General features: G+C 72.8%; 14 protein-coding genes. 9 read left to right on the top strand and 5 right to left on the bottom strand.

Annotated elements, in window-relative coordinates:
- Positions 1-87 precede the first annotated feature (87 nt).
- A complete protein-coding gene (locus C3492_RS19775) occupies positions 88-312 on the top strand; it encodes a hypothetical protein (RefSeq protein WP_103813063.1) in 225 nt (74 codons plus the stop codon).
- A 35-nt stretch (positions 313-347) separates the two neighbouring features.
- Here C3492_RS19775 and moaA read toward each other — a convergent pair whose 3' ends face one another.
- The 3 genes from moaA to C3492_RS19760 form a co-directional block, all read right to left on the bottom strand.
- Complete coding sequence (moaA, locus tag C3492_RS19770) at positions 348-1,337, bottom strand: GTP 3',8-cyclase MoaA (protein WP_219822081.1); 990 nt, start codon at positions 1,335-1,337, stop codon at positions 348-350.
- A gap of 187 nt (positions 1,338-1,524) precedes the next feature.
- Entirely contained in the window at positions 1,525-3,180 is a 1,656-nt protein-coding gene (locus tag C3492_RS19765) for a cation acetate symporter (protein ID WP_103813061.1), read from the bottom strand.
- Complete coding sequence (locus tag C3492_RS19760; protein ID WP_103813060.1) at positions 3,177-3,533, bottom strand: DUF485 domain-containing protein; 357 nt, start codon at positions 3,531-3,533, stop codon at positions 3,177-3,179. Before C3492_RS19760 ends, C3492_RS19765 begins: the two co-directional genes overlap by 4 nt.
- A 285-nt stretch (positions 3,534-3,818) precedes the next feature.
- Between C3492_RS19760 and C3492_RS19755 the strand changes: the two genes are divergently transcribed.
- The 3 genes from C3492_RS19755 to C3492_RS19745 all read left to right on the top strand — a co-directional run bounded on the left by C3492_RS19755 (position 3,819) and on the right by C3492_RS19745 (position 8,404).
- Positions 3,819-5,345, top strand: a complete 1,527-nt coding sequence (locus tag C3492_RS19755) for a S8 family serine peptidase (protein WP_103813059.1) — start codon at positions 3,819-3,821, stop codon at positions 5,343-5,345.
- A 96-nt stretch (positions 5,346-5,441) separates the two neighbouring features.
- Entirely contained in the window at positions 5,442-6,959 is a 1,518-nt protein-coding gene (locus tag C3492_RS19750; RefSeq protein WP_103813058.1) for a S8 family serine peptidase, read from the top strand.
- Between the two features lie 68 nt (positions 6,960-7,027).
- The gene (locus C3492_RS19745) at positions 7,028-8,404 is read left to right on the top strand and encodes a CoA transferase (protein ID WP_103813057.1); all 1,377 of its coding nucleotides are present in this window, start codon (positions 7,028-7,030) and stop codon (positions 8,402-8,404) included.
- Between the two features lie 92 nt (positions 8,405-8,496).
- Here the strand turns inward: C3492_RS19745 and C3492_RS19740 are convergent, their stop codons facing one another.
- Both C3492_RS19740 and C3492_RS19735 read right to left on the bottom strand, forming a co-directional pair.
- Entirely contained in the window at positions 8,497-9,543 is a 1,047-nt protein-coding gene (locus tag C3492_RS19740) for a zinc-dependent alcohol dehydrogenase family protein (RefSeq protein ID WP_103813056.1), read from the bottom strand.
- Between the two features lie 230 nt (positions 9,544-9,773).
- Positions 9,774-10,484: a VIT family protein gene (locus C3492_RS19735; RefSeq protein WP_103813055.1), complete on the bottom strand. Its 711-nt coding sequence runs from the start codon at positions 10,482-10,484 to the stop codon at positions 9,774-9,776.
- 256 nt (positions 10,485-10,740) lie between these two features.
- Here C3492_RS19735 and C3492_RS19730 point away from each other — a divergent pair, with 256 nt between their 5' ends.
- The 5 genes from C3492_RS19730 (at position 10,741) to C3492_RS19710 (ending at position 17,822) form a co-directional block, all read left to right on the top strand.
- Positions 10,741-13,347 carry an MXAN_6230/SCO0854 family RING domain-containing protein gene (locus C3492_RS19730; protein ID WP_103813054.1) on the top strand — a complete coding sequence of 869 codons (2,607 nt, stop codon included), beginning with the start codon at positions 10,741-10,743 and terminating at the stop codon, positions 13,345-13,347.
- A gap of 134 nt (positions 13,348-13,481) precedes the next feature.
- Entirely contained in the window at positions 13,482-14,465 is a 984-nt protein-coding gene (locus tag C3492_RS19725) for a DEDDh family exonuclease (protein WP_103813097.1), read from the top strand.
- Positions 14,466-14,564: 99 nt separating this feature from the next.
- The gene (locus tag C3492_RS19720; RefSeq protein ID WP_059248576.1) at positions 14,565-14,798 is read left to right on the top strand and encodes a hypothetical protein; all 234 of its coding nucleotides are present in this window, start codon (positions 14,565-14,567) and stop codon (positions 14,796-14,798) included.
- Between the two features lie 16 nt (positions 14,799-14,814).
- Positions 14,815-15,645, top strand: coding sequence for an SURF1 family protein (locus C3492_RS19715; RefSeq protein WP_181140453.1), 831 nt, complete (start codon positions 14,815-14,817; stop codon positions 15,643-15,645).
- A gap of 392 nt (positions 15,646-16,037) precedes the next feature.
- Positions 16,038-17,822 (top strand): glycoside hydrolase family 15 protein, encoded by a 1,785-nt coding sequence (locus tag C3492_RS19710; RefSeq protein ID WP_103813052.1) that lies wholly within the window; start codon positions 16,038-16,040, stop codon positions 17,820-17,822.
- Positions 17,823-17,826 lie beyond the last annotated feature (4 nt).

The raw sequence follows: 17,826 nt of genomic DNA, 5'->3' as shown, positions 1-17,826 counted from the left end.
GAGCGATGGACCGACGCCGGGCAGCTCCCCCCGTGGCTGCCCGGCGTCGCCTTGTTTGAGCCCCTGAAACGAACCCGAGACGAACCCGTGAGTGACGAGACCCCGATCTGCTCCGCCAAGGGCTGCCGTGCCGCCGCCGTGTGGGTACTGGCGTGGAACAACCCGAAGGTCCACACGCCGGAGCGACGCAAGACATGGCTGGCCTGTGAGGAGCACCGCGAGCATCTGTCGCAGTTCCTCGGCGTGCGGGGCTTCCTGAAGGACGTGGTGGCGTTCGACGAGTGGCGGGCGGCCGAGGGGGCCCAGGGCTGACCCTTCGCGTCTGTCGCGCGACGTGAGACGGGCCCTTAGCCGCCGATCGCGGACATGGGGCGGTCCGGCTGGACGAACGACGGGTCGTCCAGGCCCGCTCCCGCCTTCTTGCCCCACATGGCGAGCTTCCAGATGCGGGCGATCTCCTCGTCCGGGGCGCCCGAGCGCAGGGCCGCGCGCAGGTCGGTCTCCTCGGTGGCGAACAGGCAGGTGCGTATCTGGCCGTCGGCGGTCAGGCGGGTACGGTCGCAGGCCGCGCAGAACGGCCGGGTGACCGAGGCGATCACACCGACCCGGTGCGGGCCGCCGTCCACCAGCCAGCGCTCCGCCGGTGCCGAGCCGCGCTCGTCCGCGCCCTCGGGGCTGAGGTCGAAGCGGGTGCGCAGGGAGGCCAGGATGTCCCCGGCGGTGACCATGCCCTCGCGCTTCCAGCCGTGCTGCGCGTCCAGGGGCATCTGCTCGATGAAACGCAGTTCGTAGTCGTGCTCCACCGCCCAGGCGAGCAGGTCCGGGGCCTCGTCGTCGTTCAGCCCCGGCATCAGGACCGAGTTGACCTTGACGGGGTTCAGACCGGCTTCGCGGGCGGCCTCCAGGCCCTCCAGCACGTCCTTGTGGCGGTCACGGCGGGTGAGGGTCTTGAAGACGTCCGGGCGCAGGGTGTCCAGGGAGACGTTGACCCGGTCCAGGCCCGCCGCCTTCAGCGCGGTCGCGGTACGCCTGAGGCCGATGCCGTTGGTGGTGAGGGACATCTGGGGGCGCGACTCCAGCGCGGCGACGCGCTCGACGATGCCGACCAGGCCCGGGCGCAGCAGGGGCTCACCGCCGGTGAAGCGGACCTCCTCGATGCCGAGCGTGCGGACCGCGATGTCGATCAGGCGGACGATCTCGTCGTCCGTGAGCAGGTCGGGCTTGGCCAGCCACTGCAGGCCCTCCTCGGGCATGCAGTAGGTGCAGCGCAGATTGCACCGGTCGGTCAGCGAGACCCTCAGATCGGTGGCCACCCGGCCGTAGGTGTCGATGAGCACGTGGGCCCCCTCCCTCTCCCGGTCACTCATTTTCGGTCGCGCGTGCGTCGTCCGTCACCTGCGAGCCTACGTGACGCCGCTGACATCGACAGCGGCACGATCCCACGAGGTACGGCGCGACCGCGTCGTAGGACCGTACAGTCCGTGACGACGCGGTCGTCCGTACGTACTCTCCGTGGGATTTCCGTCAGTGCGCTCCGGTGCCGGTCAGGGACCGCACCTCCAGTTCGGCGTACTTGTCCGCGTCCGGGGTCTCCTTCGACAGCAGGGTGCCCACGATGCCGAGCAGGAAGCCGACCGGGATGGAGATGATCCCGGGGTTCTCCAGCGGGAACCAGTGGAAGTCGACGTCGGGGAACATCGAGGTCGGCTTGCCGGAGACCACCGGGGAGAACAGCACCAGGCCGACCGCGGTGACCAGGCCGCCGTAGATGGACCACAGGGCGCCCGTGGTGGTGAACCGCTTCCAGAACAGGCTGTAGAGGATGGTCGGCAGGTTGGCGGAGGCGGCGACCGCGAAGGCGAGGGCGACCAGGCCGGCCACGTTCAGGTCGCGGGCCAGGGCGCCGAGCACGATGGAGACCGCGCCGATGCCGACGGTCGCCCAGCGGGCCGCGCCGATCTCCTGTTTCTCGGTGGCCTGGCCCTTCTTGATGACGTTCGCGTAGATGTCGTGCGCGAAAGAGGACGACGAGGCCAGGGTCAGGCCGGCGACGACCGCGAGGATCGTGGCGAAGGCGACGGCGGAGATGGTGGCGAGCAGGATGGCTCCCCAGTTGGAGTCGACGCCGCCCAGGTGCAGGGCCAGGAGCGGTGCCGCCGTGTTGCCCGCCTTGTTGGAGGCGATGATCTCGTCCGGTTTGATCAGTGCGGCGGCGCCGAAGCCCAGGGCGAGGGTCATCAGGTAGAAGGCGCCGATCAGGCCGATCGCCCAGATGACGGACTTACGGGCGGCCTTGGCGGTGGGGACCGTGTAGAAGCGGATCAGGATGTGCGGCAGGCCGGCGGTGCCCAGGACCAGGGCGATGCCGAGCGAGAGGAAGTCCAGCTTGGTGGTGCCGGTGGCGCCGTACTTCAGGCCGGGCTCCAGGAAGGCGCTGCCCTTGCCGCTGTTGTCGGCGGCCTTGCCGAGCAGGTCGGAGATGTTGAAGTCGAACTTCAGCAGGACGAGGAAGGTCAGCAGCAGGGCGCCGATGATCAGCAGGACCGCCTTGACCATCTGGACCCAGGTGGTGCCCTTCATGCCGCCGATGGTCACGTACACGATCATCAGCACGCCGACCAGGGCGACGATGCCGATCTTGCCACTGTCGCTGGTGATGCCCAGCAGGAGCGAGACGAGGACGCCCGCGCCGGCCATCTGGGCCAGCAGGTAGAAGATCGACACGACGATCGTGGAGGCGCCGGCGGCCGTGCGCACGGGGCGCTGGCGCATCCGGTAGGCCAGCACGTCACCCATGGTGTAGCGGCCGGAGTTGCGCAGCGGCTCGGCGACGAGGAGCAGGGCGACGAGCCAGGCGACGAGGAAGCCGATGGAGTACAGGAAGCCGTCGTAGCCGAACAGGGCGATGGCGCCGGCGATGCCGAGGAAGGACGCGGCGGACATGTAGTCGCCGGAGACGGCGAGGCCGTTCTGGAAGCCGGTGAACTGCCGTCCGCCGGCGTAGAAGTCGGCGGCGTCCTTGGTCTGCCGGCCGGCCCACACGGTGATGACGAGGGTCGCGGCGACGAACACCGCGAACAGGGTGATGATCAGCGTCCGGTGCTCGCTCGCCTCGCCGGCGGCGAGCAGGGTGTGCGATGCCCGGCCGGTGGCCGACAGGGTGTGCTGCGCGGGGCTCATGCTCCGCCCTCCATCCGGGACTTGATGGCCTCGGCCTTCGGGTCGAGCTTGGCCGCGGCGTGCCGCGCGTACCACCAGGCGATGAGGAACGTGGTGAGGAACTGGGCGAGGCCCAGGACGAGGGCCACGTTGATGTTGCCGGCGACCTTGGTGCCCATGAAGTCGCCCGCGTAGTTGGACAGCAGGACGTACAGCAGGTACCAGGCGATGAAGGCGATGGTCAGCGGGAAGGCGAAGGAGCGGTGGGCGCGGCGCAGTTCACCGAACTCCGCGCTCTGCTGCACCTCGGTGAACTCCTCGGTGGAGGGAAGGGAAGCTGGGTGTTTCGCGGGTGGCGGTGTCTCGGTGGCCACGGGCTCTCCTCGCGTGACGGACATGCGCTGTCTGGCTTCACAGAACCGGGCTTACGTTACCGGTAGTCGCGATATGACTCCGGTGCGTGATCCCGGCGTGGGGGGCGCCGGCTTCGACGGGCCCCCCGTCCACGGTCACGGCGCCCCGCGCGGGCCGGTTCAAGTCCGCCGGGCTCTTTCGGAGATCGGGCGCGACAGATAGCTTCGGCCTGCACCACCCGCCATGTACCTGCCCGAACACGACCGTGTCCGGGCGGTTTCGTATCCGGATGATGTGGAGATCCCATGGCTCATCTGCGCTCCAGACGCCGGCTCGCGCTCGCCGTGCCCGTCGTGCTGTCGCTGACCGCCTCGCTCGGCTTCCTGCCGTCGGTGGCCTCGGCGGCACCCGCCGCGGGCGCGGCGGCGCGGGCGGCGGACGGCCCGAACCTCGCCTACGTGGTCAACACCCGTACGGACGACCGCACGATCGCGTCGGTACGGCGGGAGATAGCGCGCAACGGCGGCACGGTGGTGGCCGGTTACGACCGCATCGGTGTCGTCGTCGTCCACTCCGCGAACCCGGACTTCGCCGCGCGGATGCGGGCGGTGCGCGGGGTCGACTCCGCGGGCGCCACCCGGACCGCGCCGCTGAGCGCGGCCGGGACGACGGACGAGGGCGCGGCGCAGGTGCTGTCCCGGGCGGAGCAGGCACGGCTCGCGGCGAGCGCGACGGCGGGCGAGGAGCCGCTGGAGGCGGACCAGTGGGACCTGCGGGCGATCGGCGCCGACCGTGCCGCGAAGGTGGATCCGGGCAGCAGGAACGTCACGGTCGGGGTCATCGACACGGGCGTGGACGACACCCACCCGGACATAGCCCCGAACTTCTCCGCGTCCCAGTCGGCGAACTGTGTGAGCGGCAAGGCGGACACGACGTACGGCGCGTGGCGGCCGGCGGACGCCGACCACTACCACGGCACCCATGTGGCCGGTGAGATAGCCGCCGCCCGCAACGGCATCGGCGTGGCCGGTGTGGCGCCGGGCGTGAAGGTCGCGAGCATCACGGTGGCACAGCCGGACGAGACGTCGCTGTTCTACCCGGAGAGCGTGGTCTGCGCGTTCGTGTTCGCCGCGGACCACGGCATCGAGATCACCAACAACAGCTACTACGTTGATCCGTGGCTTTACAACTGCATGGACGACCCCGATCAACGCGCCATCGTTGACGCGGTCAACAGGGCCCAGCTCTACGCCCAGCGCAAGGGCACGCTCAACGTCGCCTCGGCGGGCAACTCCAACGACGACCTGGACGCCGACGCCCTCGTGGACGACTCCAGCCCCGACGACTCCACGGCCCAGACCCGCACGATCGACCCGCACGAGTGCTTCGACGTGCCGACCCAGCTGCCCGGTGTGGTGACCGTGAGCGCGGTGGGCGTGAAGGGCACCAAGTCGTACTACTCCAGCTACGGCCAGGGCGTGGTCGACGTGGCGGGGCCGGGCGGCGACAAGTACCAGATCCCGGACACGCCGTCGAAGAACGGCCGCATCCTGTCCACCATGCCGAACAACCAGTACGGCTTCCTCCAGGGCACCTCGATGGCCTCCCCGCACGTGGCCGCGGTGGCCGCGCTGCTCAAGTCGGCCCACCCGCACGCCACTCCGGCCCAGTTGCAGGCGCTGTTGAAGGCCCAGGCGGACAACCCGGGCTGCCCGGCCGGACCGTACGACGGTGACGGCGACGGGGTCGTGGACGCGACCTGCACCGGCGGCAAGCGGGTCAACGGCTTCTACGGCTTCGGTGTCGTCAACGCGCTGCGCGCGGTCCAGTAGCCGGCCGGCACCCCGCACGCCGCCGTCGTCCGACGGCGCTCCACCACACTTCCCGCACGACGCGCTCGTACCGCGACCGAACTGGAGAGAACACCCATGACAGCGCCCAAGCCGCGCTACCGCCGCGCCCTCGCCCTCCCCGCCGGGATGGCCCTGGCCACGGCCCTCGCGTTCCTGCCAAACGCCAACGCGTCCGCCGCCACCGGCACCCCGGCGGCCTCCGCCGACGGGCCCACGCTCAGCTATGTCGTCAACGTCCGCCCGGGGCACGCCGTGTCGGCGCGCGTCCAGCAGGCGATCGCCGAGGCCGGGGGCTCGGTGGTGGTCGCGTACGACCGGATCGGCGTGATCGTCGCCCACTCGGCGAACCCCGGCTTCGCCCAGCGGATCCGCTCCGTACGCGGAGTCGACTCGGCCGGGGCCACGCGCAACGCGCCGCTGCCCGCCCAGTCCACCACCGACATGGGCACCCCGAAGACACTGAGCGCCGGGGAGGCCGCCCAGGTGACGGCGGCCGACGGCCAGGACCCGCTGGAACCGCTCCAGTGGGACCTGCCCGCCATCAAGGCCGACAAGGCGCACGAGAAGACGCTGGGCAGCCGGGACGTCACGGTCGCCGTCATCGACACGGGCGTCGACGACACCCACCCGGACATCGCGCCGAACTTCGACCGTGCCGCGTCCGCCAACTGTGTGTCGGGCAAGCCGGACACGACGGACGGCGCCTGGCGGCCGAGCGCGTCGGAGAGCCCGCACGGCACGCACGTGGCGGGCGAGATCGCCGCCGCGAAGAACGGCGTGGGCGTCACCGGCGTGGCTCCGGGCGTCAAGGTCGCCGGCATCAAGGTCGCCAACCCGGACGGCTACTTCTACACGGAGGCCGTGGTCTGCGGCTTCGTGTGGGCGGCCGAGCACCACGTCGACGTGACCAACAACAGCTATTACACCGACCCGTGGTACTTCAACTGCACCACCGACCCGGACCAGAAGGCGCTCGTGGACGCCATCACCCGGGCCTCGCAGTACGCGGAGCGCAAGGGCGCGGTCAACGTCGCGGCGGCGGGCAACGAGAGTTACGACCTCGCGTCCGACTCGATCACCGACCCGGTCTCCCCGAACGACGGCACGCCCTCGGACCGGGTGATCGACCCGCACGAGTGCTACGACATACCGACCCAGCTGCCGGGCGTCGTGACGGTGGCGGCGACGGGCGCCAAGGGCCTGAAGTCGTCCTTCTCCAACTACGGCCTCGGTGTCATCGACATCACCGCGCCCGGCGGCGACTCGACCGCCTACCAGAAGCCCGAGCCGCCGGCGACCAGCGGTCTCATCCTGGGTCCGCTGCCGGGCGGCAAGTGGGGCTACATGGCGGGTACGTCCATGGCGACCCCGCATGTCGCCGGTGTTGCCGCATTGATCAAGTCAACCCATCCGCACGCCTCCGCGGCCCTCGTGAAGGCGTTGCTGTACGCCGAGGCCAACGCCACACCGTGCACGGACCCGTACGACATCAACGGTGACGGCAAGGTGGACGCGGTGTGCGAGGGGTCGAAGAACCACAACGGCTTCTACGGGCGGGGCATGGCGGACGCGCTGGCCGCGGTGACCCGGTAGGCCGTCCTTGAGGACCACACGTCGGCACCCTTCACATATTGATTGAGTCAATACTGCATAGTGCAGTCATGACTGCAATCACGTACGCGTGGTCCGCTCTGGGCGGAGATCCCGCCCGTCTCGCACGGCTCACCACCGTCGCGCGGGGAGGCGCGCTCCCGGCGCGCCTCCCCGTACGGCAGCTCGCCCGTGCGTGCGTCGGCGCGTGCGCCCTGGCCGCGGCGGAACTGGCGGCCCACCGGGCCGGACGCGCCGAGGTGCCCGGCGTCCGGGTCGACGACGGCGCGGTCGCCACCGCCTTCCACAGCGAGCGGCTCCTCCAGGTGGACGGCCGTGCGCCGGTCGTCTTCGCACCGCTGTCGCGGTTCTGGCGCACGGCCGACGGCTGGGTGCGCACCCACGCCAACTACCCGCACCACCGGGACCGGCTGCTCGGCGCGCTGGGCCTGCCGGCGGACGCCCCGGTGCAGGAGGTCGCCGGCCGCCTCGCCGAGCGCTCCGCCCGGGAGGCCGAGGAAGCCGTCCACGGCGCCGGTGGCCTCGCCGTGGCCCTGCGCACCCCGCAGGAGTGGCGGGCGCACCCGCAGGCCGCCGAGGTGGCCGCACGGCCCCTGGTCGAGCGGGCCCGGCTGGACGCGGCACCCGCGCGCGTGCTGCCGCCACTGGACCCGGCCGCCGCCGTCCTGCTGCCCGCCGCCGGGCTGCGCGTCCTGGACCTGACGCGGGTGCTGGCGGGCCCGGTCGCCACCCGCACCCTGGCCCTGCTGGGCGCGGACGTGCTGCGCGTGGACGCCCCCTGGCTACCGGAACTGCCGGACCAGCACGCCGACACGGGCATCGGCAAGCGGTCCGCCACGCTCGACCTGACCGCCGGCCGGGACACCTTCGAGGAACTGCTGCGCAGCGCCGACGTCGTGGTGACCGGGTACCGGCCCGGCGCGCTCGACCGGTTCGGGCTCGCACCGCGCGCGCTGGCCGAGCGGCGCCCCGGACTGGTCGTGGCCCAGGTGTCGGCGTGGGGCGCGTACGGCCCGTGGGGCGGGCGGCGGGGCTTCGACAGCCTGGTGCAGGTCGCGACCGGCATCGCGGTCACCGAGGGCTCGGCGCAGCGGCCCGGCGCGCTGCCCGCGCAGGCGCTGGACCACGGCACCGGGTATCTGCTGGCGGGGGCCGTGCTGCGGGCGCTGACCGAGCAGGCCCACGACGGCGGGAGCCGGCTGGTCCGGCTGGCGCTGGCCCGGACCGCCCACTGGCTGACCGACGGCACCCTGTCCACAGCGGCCGAGGGGGCGTCGTACGCGGGCCCGGACGCCTGGCTGGCCGAGGCGGACAGTCCCCTGGGCCGCCTCCGGCACGCCCGCCCGGCCGTGTCCTTCACCGGCGGCCCGGCCGGCTGGGCGCGGCCTCCGGTGCCGTGGGGTTCGGACCGGGCGGAGTGGCGGTGACGGGTTGATCCAGTTGACGGTGTCGATGGTTGACGGAGTCGGTCCAGCGTTGATCGGGCGCCGAATCCGGTCAGCCCTGATCCGGCGCCGGTTCAGCCGTTGGTCACCAGCACCTTGAGCGCGGTGCGTTCGTCCATGGCCTTGTAGCCGGCGGGCACGTCCTCGATACCGACGGTCATGTCGAACACCGGCGAGGGGTCGATCGTGCCGTCGAGCACGTCCGGCAGCAGGTCGGGGATGTAGGCGCGGACCGGCGCGACACCGCCGCGCAGGGCGAGGTTCCGGTCGAACATCACGCCGAGGTCCAGGCCGGTGCCGCTGCCGTGGGGCACGCCGACGAAGCCGATGGCGCCGCCGTCGCGGGTGATGTTGACGGCCGTCCGCATGGACTGCTCGGTGCCGACCGCCTCCACGACGGCGTGCGCGCCCTGCCCGCGGGTCAGCTCGCGGACGGCCTCGACGGCCGCGTCCCCGCGTTCGGCGACGACGTCGGTGGCGCCGAACCGGCGCGCGATGTCGGTGCGCACCTCGTGCCGGCCGAGCGCGATGATCCGCTCGGCGCCGAGCCGCTTGGCGGCCAGGACGGCGCACAGGCCGACCGCGCCGTCCCCGACGACGGCGACCGTGGCGCCGGGCCGGGCACCCGCGCCGAGGGCCGCGTGGTGGCCGGTGCCGAGGACGTCGGAGAGGGTCAGCAGCCCCGACAGCAGGTGGTCGTCGGAGGCCGCGTCCTTGGGGAGCTGGACGAGGGTGCCGTCGGCGAACGGCACGCGGACGGCCTCGCCCTGGCCGCCGTCGTAGCCGACCGAACCCCAGAAGCCGCCGTGCTCGCAGGACGTCGTCAGGCCCTCGCGGCAGTAGTCGCAGACGCCGTCGGACCACATGAAGGGCGCGACCACCAGGTCACCGCGCCGGACGGTGCTCACCTCGGAGCCGGTCTCCTCCACGACGCCGAGGAACTCGTGCCCGATCCGCTGCCCCGGCTGCCGGGCCGCCTCGCCCCGGTAGGCCCACAGGTCGCTGCCGCAGATGCAGGCCCGCAGCACCCGCACCACGGCGTCGGTGGGCAACTGCACCACGGGCTCGGGCACGTCCTCCACGCGCAGCTCGAACGGGGCGTGGATGGTGGTGGCGCGCATGGCGGGGATCCTTCTCGTGCGGGGTCGTACCGGGGCCTGCGGACTCGCACAGTCCGCGCGCACTCGCACAGGGTGCGTGAAGTGGCACGGGGTCGTGCGGGATCGTAAGGGTCGTGCGGAGTCGTAAGGGTCGTGCGGGGTCGTGCGGTCATCGGGGCCCGGGGTGCCGGGCCCACTTCACCGTACGCCGGGGCCGCCGCCGTCCGCGCGGCCAGGAGTCCCCCGCCCGGTCACACCCCCGCCGCCCCCAGCAGGCTCCCCGCCACGTACGTCACCGCCATCGCCAGGGCGCCGCCCGCCACGTTGCGCAGGACCGCGCGTTTCGGGGCCGCCGCTCCGAGGCGGGCGCTGCTCCATCCGGTCAGGGTCAGGGCGGCCAGGACCGAGACGACGGTGACGGCGAGCCGCCGGCCGGCCGGGGGCAGGACGATGGCCAGCAGGGGCAGCAGCGCGCCCACGGTGAACGACAGGAAGCTCGCCCAGGCCGCGTGCCAGGGGTTGGTGAGCTCGTCCGGGTCGATGCCCAGCTCCACGCGCGCGTGGGCCCTCAGCGCGTCCCGCGCGGTGAGCTGTTCGGCGGCCTCCCGGGCCACCTCGCGGGACAGGCCGCGCTGCTCCAGCAGCTCGGTCAGCTCCCGCAGTTCGGCCTCCGGCTGCTCGCGCAGTTCCCGTTTCTCCACGGCCAGTGCGGCCATCTCGGAGTCGCGCTGGGTGGAGACGGAGACGTACTCGCCGGCGGCCATGGACATCGAGCCGGCGAGCAGGCCGGCCAGTCCGGCGGTGAGCAGGGCGCTGCGGCTCTCGGTCGCGCCGGCCACGCCGACGACCAGCCCCGCGGTGGACACGATGCCGTCGTTCGCGCCGAGCACGGCCGCCCGGAGCCAGTTCAGCCGGGCACCGAGCGTGCCGACGTGGGGCTCGTCATGGGTGGGTTCCGTCACAGCAGGGAGGATCGCATCCCGGGGTCACGCCCGCGCACCGACGCCCCGCGCGCGGGTGACGGGCCGCTCGCGCCTGCCGCCGGTACCCGCCGGTGCCACCCGGAAATTCGCTGGCGCCCGAACTGCCGTACGCCTACTGTCCCTGATCGCGGGGGCGGCTCCGCCGGCGTGCTTCCTTCTCTTCCCACCTCGGAATCCACAGCGCGCCCACTCTCCGCCCCCGCCCCGTCTTCTTTTCCGCACCGGGGGATTCCGCTTGTCCGAACTGGCGTCCGTGCTGCTCCGCCGTCTCCGTACCGTCCACGTCGACCAGGCCGGACCACGCCCGGGCGACCCGTCGACGGCGGAGGGTCTCATCGCCCTGGAGGGCGAACTGCTCGACCGGGGCTTCGCGCCGACGGCACAGCTGCGCGCGGCCCTCGCCTGGCTCGGCCCCGCCGGACTCGCGGACGCCGGCCGGCAGCTGATCCGGCACCTGGACGCCGAACTGGGCGCGGACCGCACCCATATGCCGCTGTTCCGCTCCTTCCCCGTCTCCGTGCCCGACGACACGTTCGGGTTGTACGTCGACCGCGTCTTCGCCCTGCTGCTCCAGTGGCCCGCCCAACCGTGCGTGCTGTGCGGCACGGTGGGCAGCGTGCACCCGGTGGCGCCGTGCGCGCACCTGGTGTGCCGCGCGTGCTGGGACGGCGCGGACCACACCGGCTGCCCGCTGTGCCACCGCCGGATCGACCCCGCCGACCCGTTCCTGGTGCCGGGCGAGCCGCGCCGCCCCCGGGACGTGCCGCCCGGCCCGCTGAAGCTGCTCGCGCTCGGCACGGACGTCCGCGCGGACACGGTCCACGCGCTGCGCACACTGCTGGCCCGGCGCACTCCCCTGCCCGCGCAGGACCGCGCCGACCTCACGGTGCTGCTGGCCCACGCGCCGGCGGACCTCGGCTGGTTCCCGGCGGACGTCCCGGTCCGGGAGACGAAGGCGCTGGTTCTCGGCACCCTGCTGCGCGACCGGCACACGCGCGTGGCGGCCACCGCCCTGCTCGGCGCGCACCTGACGACGGCGACGGACGTGCTGCGCCTGCTGTGCGTGTGGTCCGGCGGCGCGGCGGACCTCATGGCGCCGCCCCGGCTGCGCTCGCTGCCGCGCGCGCTGCGCCGCCGCCTGCTCGGCCTGCTCGACTCCTTCGCCGTGCCCTCACTGGTGGAGGACGTCCTGCGCCACCCGGGCGCGTGGAAGCGGGCCGCGGAGACCCTGCACCCCTTCGAGCACCACGCCCGCCATCCCAGGGCCGCCCTCGCCTTCGCCGTGCTGCGCGGCACGTCGGTCGAGCCCGGCAGCGCCCTGGGCGAGGCCCTGCTGCGCACGGCCGCCGCCCACCCGGAGGCCGTCCTGGCCGTGGACGGCCGGATCCGGGCGGCCACCTGGCGCGCGCGTGTGGAACAGGCGCTGGCCGAGCGGGACAGCGGCGCCGCGCTCGCCCTCCTGGCACAGCGGCCGGGCGAACTGCTGCGCCGACTGGACCATCTGCTGCGGCTGCGCGAACTCGACGTACTTCCCGAGGAGTTCGCCGAGGTGCTGCGGCGGGCACTGCCCGGGGCCGGTCCCGGCCCGCTGCTGGCCGCGCTCGGCCGGGTGCGCGTCCGTCATCTGCCGGGCGAGCGGCGGGTGTTCTTCCCGCGCGGGCAGGTCACGCACGCGTACACGGCCGACGACAGGCGCGCGCCGCTCGCCGAGGCGGTCACCACACGCGTGTGCGCGCTGCTGGAGGCGGAGGCGCTGCGCCGCCTGGCCGGCGGGTCCCGGTTCGACCTCGCGGTGCTGGACTCGGGGCTCGCGGGGCTCGCGGTGCCGTCCGCCGAGCGGGTCGCCGCCAAGGCCCTGGTGTCGGTACCGCGCGGCAGCACCCAGCCGCTGCCCGCCGGTGAGGTGCTGCGCCTGTTCCTGCACTGGACGGAGCCCGAGAAGATCCGGGTGGACCTGGACCTGTCGGTGGCGCTGTACGACGAGGACTGGGAGTTCGCCGGTCTGTGCGACTACACGAACCTCGTGTACGGCCACCGGTGGGCCGTCCACTCCGGCGATCTGACGTCGGCTCCGGCTCCGGACGGCGCCACCGAGTACGTCGACCTGGACCTCCGCGCGCTCGACGGGCGGGGCGTGCGGTACGCGGTGCCGGTCGTCTTCAGCTTCAACGACATCCCGTTCGAGGAACTGCTCGACGCCTTCGCCGGTTTCATGGCACTGCCGTCGGCGGAGGAGGAGGCGCGCGGCGCCGGATACCACCCGCGCGCGGTACGACAACGCTACGACCTGGAGGGCGACTCGCGCATCCATGTGCCGATGCTGGTGGACCTGCGCAGGCGCACGTTCCTGTGGACGGACCTGCATCTGCCGTCGGCCGAGGGTTGTCACGACGTGGCCCGGCACCGGGAGGACCTGGGCCGGGTCGCCCGGGACCTGTTCCGGTACTTCGCGCACGGCCGTACGACGTTGTGGGACCTCGCGGTGTGGCACGCGGCGGCGCGGAGCGACGAGGTGCTGGTCGTCCGCCGCGCGCCCGCCGCCGGCACCGTCGACGAGTTGTGGCACCACCGGCGCCGGGACGGGGAGGGGGACAGCGCGTTCGCCGCGCGGATACGGGCTCTTGAGCCGCCGGAGCGGCGGGAGCCCGTGGGGGACCCCGCGGACGCCGACGCCCGTGCGGCCGAAGCGGCGGCGACGAAGCGCGTGTTGCTGGCCCTGGTGCACGGCGGGGTGGCGCCCGAGGGTGCGACCGGGGAGGTGTACCGGCTGCTGCCCGGCCCGGCCGACGGCTGCGGGCTCGCGCCGCTGACCGCCGGGGACCTGGTGGCGGCGCTGGGCTGAGCGCCGGAACAGCGCCGAACTCGCCGACGCCCGGCGCATGGGTGTGCGGTGGCCGAGCAGGAGGGCGAGCCGGGGTCCTGCGAACGGGACCTGACGGACCGCGCTGTCAGTCGTGGCCCGTATCCTCAGTGACCATGCTCGAAGACCGTGCGACCGCAGTGTCCTCCCCCACCCAGTGGCCGGCCGCGTATCCCCAGGGATACGCGGTCGTTGACGTGGAGACCACCGGCCTGGCCCGGGACGACCGGATCATCTCCGCGGCCGTCTACCGGCTGGACGCGCGCGGTGAGGTCGAGGACCACTGGTACACGCTGGTCAATCCGGAGCGGGACCCGGGCCCCGTCTGGATACACGGTCTGACGAGCGAGACGCTGGCCGGCGCGCCGCTGTTCGCGGACATCGCCGAGGAGTTCGCCGCCCGGCTGGAGGGCCGGGTGCTCGTCGCGCACAACGCCGTCTTCGACTGGCAGATGATCGCGCGGGAGTACGCGCGCGTGCGGCGCGAGGCCCCGGTGCGGCAGCGGCTGTGCACCATCGCGCTGTCGAAGGAGCTGGGGCTGCCGCTGCCCAACCACAAGCTGGAGTCGCTGGCGGCGCACTTCGGGGTCGTGCAGCAGCGGGCGCACCACGCGCTGGACGACGCGCGCGTGCTGGCGGAGGCGTTCCGGCCCAGCCTGCGGGCCGCGGCGGCGGGCGGCGTACGGCTGCCGCTGCTGGAGTGCCGGCCGCTGACGGAGTGGTCGGACCGGCCCGTGCCCCGGCAGGCGTCGGGGGGCTACGGCGGCTACCGAGCCGGCGGTTGGCGCCCGTCCCGCAAAAGACCCGCATGCCCCTATCCCAACCCAGGGCGCTACGAAGACGGCAAACGCCTCAAACAGGGCATGCGGGTGGCCTTCTCCGGCGACACCTCGACCGAGCGCGAGCTGCTGGAGGACCGGGCCGTGGAGGCCGGGCTGCACGTCGCCACCAGCATCTCCCGGCTGACCAGCCTGCTGGTGACCAACGATCCCGACTCGGGCACGTCCAAGACGGTGAAGGCCCGGCAGTACGGCACGCCGATCGTGGACGAGGCCGCGTTCGGGCAGCTGCTGGGGGATGTCGAGCCCGCCGACGAGTGAACGCACCGCGTGTCCTGTCGTCGTACGATCGGGTGATTGCCCAACGACTCACCCGGCGCCCGCTCGCGGGGGGATCGGCGACGGCTCACCCTGTGGCGCATGGCGACATGCGAAGTGTGCGGCAATGACTACGGAATGACCTTCGAGGTGCACGCGCAGGGCGCGGTGCACGTCTTCGACTGCTTCTCCTGTGCGATCCACCGCATGGCCCCGATCTGCGAGCACTGCCGGGTGCAGATCATCGGCCAGGGCGTGGAGGTGGAGGGCCACTGGTACTGCGGCGCGCACTGCGCCCGCCAGGAGGGGAGGACCGGCATCGTCGACCGGGTCTGACCCGGTACCCGCCTGAATGCGCCCCACGGCCCGGAGGTACCGTCGTGGGGTGCACCGCTACCGCTTCCTGTTGTCCCGCCAGTGGGTGATCCTCACCCTCGTCGCGATCGCGCTGATCCCGACGATGATAAGGCTGGGCTTCTGGCAGCAGCACCGCTACGAGGAGCGCACCGCCCGCAACGACCTGGTCTCCGCCGCGCTGCACGCCGAGCCGGTCCCGGTCGAGCGGCTGACCTCCCCCGGACACGCCGTGACCCGCGCCGACAAGTACCGCACGGTCACCGCGACCGGCACCTTCGAGACCGCGAAGGAGGTCGTGGTCCGGCGCCGGACGAACTCCGACGGCGAGGTCGGCTTCCACGTCCTCACCCCGTTCGTCCTCGACGACGGCAAGGTGCTGCTCGTCAACCGCGGCTGGATCCCCGCGAACGGCGCGCAGACCGCCTTCCCCGAGATCCCCGCCCCGCCGGCCGGCCGCACCACCGTCACCGGGCGGCTGATGGCCGACGAGACGACCTCGGCGAGCGGCATCAAGAACGTCGAAGGTCTTCCCGACCGGCAGATCATGCTGATCAACAGCGCGGAGGAGGCCCGGCGGCTCGGCGCGCCCGTGCTCGGCGGCTACATCCAGCAGACCGCGCCCGAGCCCAAGGGCGGCTCTCCGGAGCAGATCTCCAACCCGGGCAGCGAGGACGCTCCACTGAACTACGCGTACATGATCCAGTGGTGGCTGTTCGCGGCGGGCGTTCCGGTCGGCTGGTGGTTCCTGGTCCGGCGGGAGATCCGCGACCGGGAGGAGGCCGCGGCGCAACAGCAGCCGGAGGAGAGCGAACCGGCCACGGTGTGAGCGGGCAGCGTGCCGGCTCCGCCACCGAGCGACCGGGCAGCGTGGCCGGCTCCGCCATGGAGTGAGCGGGCAGCCGATGCCGGCTCCGCCACCGAGTGAGCGAGCAGTGCCCCGGCAACCGCTGCGATGCGAGCGGGCCCCCTGGCAAACTGCCACGGAGCGAGCGGGCAGCACCCCCGGCAAACCGCCAAGGAGCGAGCGGGCAGCGCTCCCGGCGAACCGCCGCGACGCGAGCAAGCACCACCCCCACGCCACACCACCACGAGACGAGCAAGCAGCCCCGGCCGACCGGTCACGGTCCCCCTGCCGTCCACCGGCCTCGGCGCGGAATCGTCACTCCCCCGGCGCACACCACCTGATTGGCCCCCTGGTCCGCCGGGAAACCGCATCCCGTGAACGCGCGCATCGAGGACTACGCCCTCATCGGCGACGAGCAGACCGCGGCCCTGGTCGGCAGGGACGGCTCGATCGACTGGCTGTGCCTGCCGCGCTTCGACTCCGGTTCCTGCTTCGCCCGGCTGCTGGGCGACGAGGACAACGGCCACTGGCGGATCGCGCCGAAGGGGGCGGACGTCTGCACTCGCCGCGCCTACCGGACCGACACCCTGGTGCTCGACACCGAGTGGGAGACCGCCGACGGCGTGGTGCGCGTCACCGACCTGATGCCGCAGCGGGACCGCGCCCCCGACGTCGTACGGATCGTGGAGGGTGTCAGCGGCCGGGTCACCGTCCGCAGCACCCTGCGCCTGCGCTTCGACTACGGCTCGGTCATGCCGTGGGTGCGTCGCTCGGACGGCCACCGGGTGGCCATCGCCGGACCGGACTCCGTCTGGCTGCGCGCCGAGCCGGCCGTGCGCACCTGGGGCGAGGACTACGGCACCCACGCGGAGTTCACCGTCGCGGAGGGCGAGCGGGTCGCGTTCGTGCTCACCTGGCACCCCTCGCACGAGAGACGTCCGCCGCTCACCGACCCGTACGAGGCGCTGGAGAGCAGCGTCACCGACTGGCGGCGCTGGGCCCGCCGGTGCCGGTACGACGGCCCGTACCGGGACGCGGTCGTCCGCTCCCTCATCACCCTCAAGGCCCTCACCTACGCCCCGACCGGCGGGATCGTCGCGGCGGCGACCACCTCGCTGCCCGAACAGCCGGGCGGCGTGCGCAACTGGGACTACCGCTACTGCTGGCTGCGCGACTCCACCCTCACGCTCGGCGCGCTGCTCTCGGCCGGGTTCCAGGAGGAGGCCGAGGCGTGGCGCGACTGGCTGCTGCGCGCGGTCGCCGGCAACCCTGCCGACCTCCAGATCATGTACGGCGTCGCGGGCGAGCGGCGGCTGCGGGAGATCGAGCTTCCCTGGCTGCCCGGCTTCGCCGGCTCCTCCCCCGTACGCGTCGGCAACGGCGCCGTCGACCAGCTCCAGCTCGACGTGTACGGCGAGGTGATGGACTCGCTGTCGCTGGCCCGTTCCTCGGGCCTGCCCACGAAACCGCACATGTGGGCCATGCAACGCTCGCTGATGACGTTCCTGGAGTCGGCGTGGCGGCAGCCGGACGAGGGCCTGTGGGAGGTGCGCGGCGGCCGGCGCCAGTTCGTGCACTCCAAGGTGATGGTGTGGGTGGCCGCCGACCGGGCCGTCAAGACCCTGGAGCGGCACCCGAAGTTGCGGGGCGACCTGGAGGGCTGGCGCAGACTGCGCGACGAGGTGCACCGGGAGGTCTGCGAGAAGGGCTTCGACCGGGAGCGCAACACGTTCACCCAGTACTACGGCTCCCGGGAACTCGACGCCTCCCTGCTGCTCATCCCGCGCGTCGGGTTCCTGCCGCCGGACGACCCGCGGGTGGTCGGCACGGTCGACGCGATCCGCGACGACCTCGGCCACGACGGCTTCCTGCGCCGCTACGACACCGAGGACTCGGTGATCGACGGACTGCCGAGCGGCGAGGGCGCCTTCCTGGCCTGTTCGTTCTGGCTGGCCGACGCGCTGCACCTGACCGGCCGGACGAAGGACGCCCGGGAGTTGTTCGACCGGCTGGTGGGGCTGTGCAACGACGTGGGCCTGCTGGCCGAGGAGTACGACCCCGTGGACGGCTGCCAGCTCGGCAACTTCCCGCAGGCGTTCAGCCACGTCGGCCTCGTGAACACCGCGTTGATCCTCTACGGGGACGACCGGGCAGGATAGGAAC

The organism is Streptomyces sp. Ru62 (genome assembly GCF_002920615.1).
Classification (GTDB): Bacteria; Actinomycetota; Actinomycetes; order Streptomycetales; family Streptomycetaceae; genus Streptomyces.
Note: the sequence above shows the minus strand (reverse complement) of the source record. Positions and strands in the feature narration are given on the sequence as shown.

Bases quoted from the DNA above. Each gene is read 5' to 3' on its own strand.
- C3492_RS19765 (WP_103813061.1), bottom strand. From the start codon at position 3,180: ATGAGCCCCGCGCAGCACACCCTGTCGGCCACCGGCCGGGCATCGCAC.
- C3492_RS19755 (WP_103813059.1), top strand. From the start codon at position 3,819: ATGGCTCATCTGCGCTCCAGACGCCGGCTCGCGCTCGCCGTGCCCGTC.
- C3492_RS19750 (WP_103813058.1), top strand. From the start codon at position 5,442: ATGACAGCGCCCAAGCCGCGCTACCGCCGCGCCCTCGCCCTCCCCGCC.
- C3492_RS19745 (WP_103813057.1), top strand. From the start codon at position 7,028: ATGACTGCAATCACGTACGCGTGGTCCGCTCTGGGCGGAGATCCCGCC.
- C3492_RS19740 (WP_103813056.1), bottom strand. From the start codon at position 9,543: ATGCGCGCCACCACCATCCACGCCCCGTTCGAGCTGCGCGTGGAGGAC.
- C3492_RS19725 (WP_103813097.1), top strand. From the start codon at position 13,482: ATGCTCGAAGACCGTGCGACCGCAGTGTCCTCCCCCACCCAGTGGCCG.
- C3492_RS19720 (WP_059248576.1), top strand. From the start codon at position 14,565: ATGGCGACATGCGAAGTGTGCGGCAATGACTACGGAATGACCTTCGAG.
- C3492_RS19715 (WP_181140453.1), top strand. From the start codon at position 14,815: ATGCGCCCCACGGCCCGGAGGTACCGTCGTGGGGTGCACCGCTACCGC.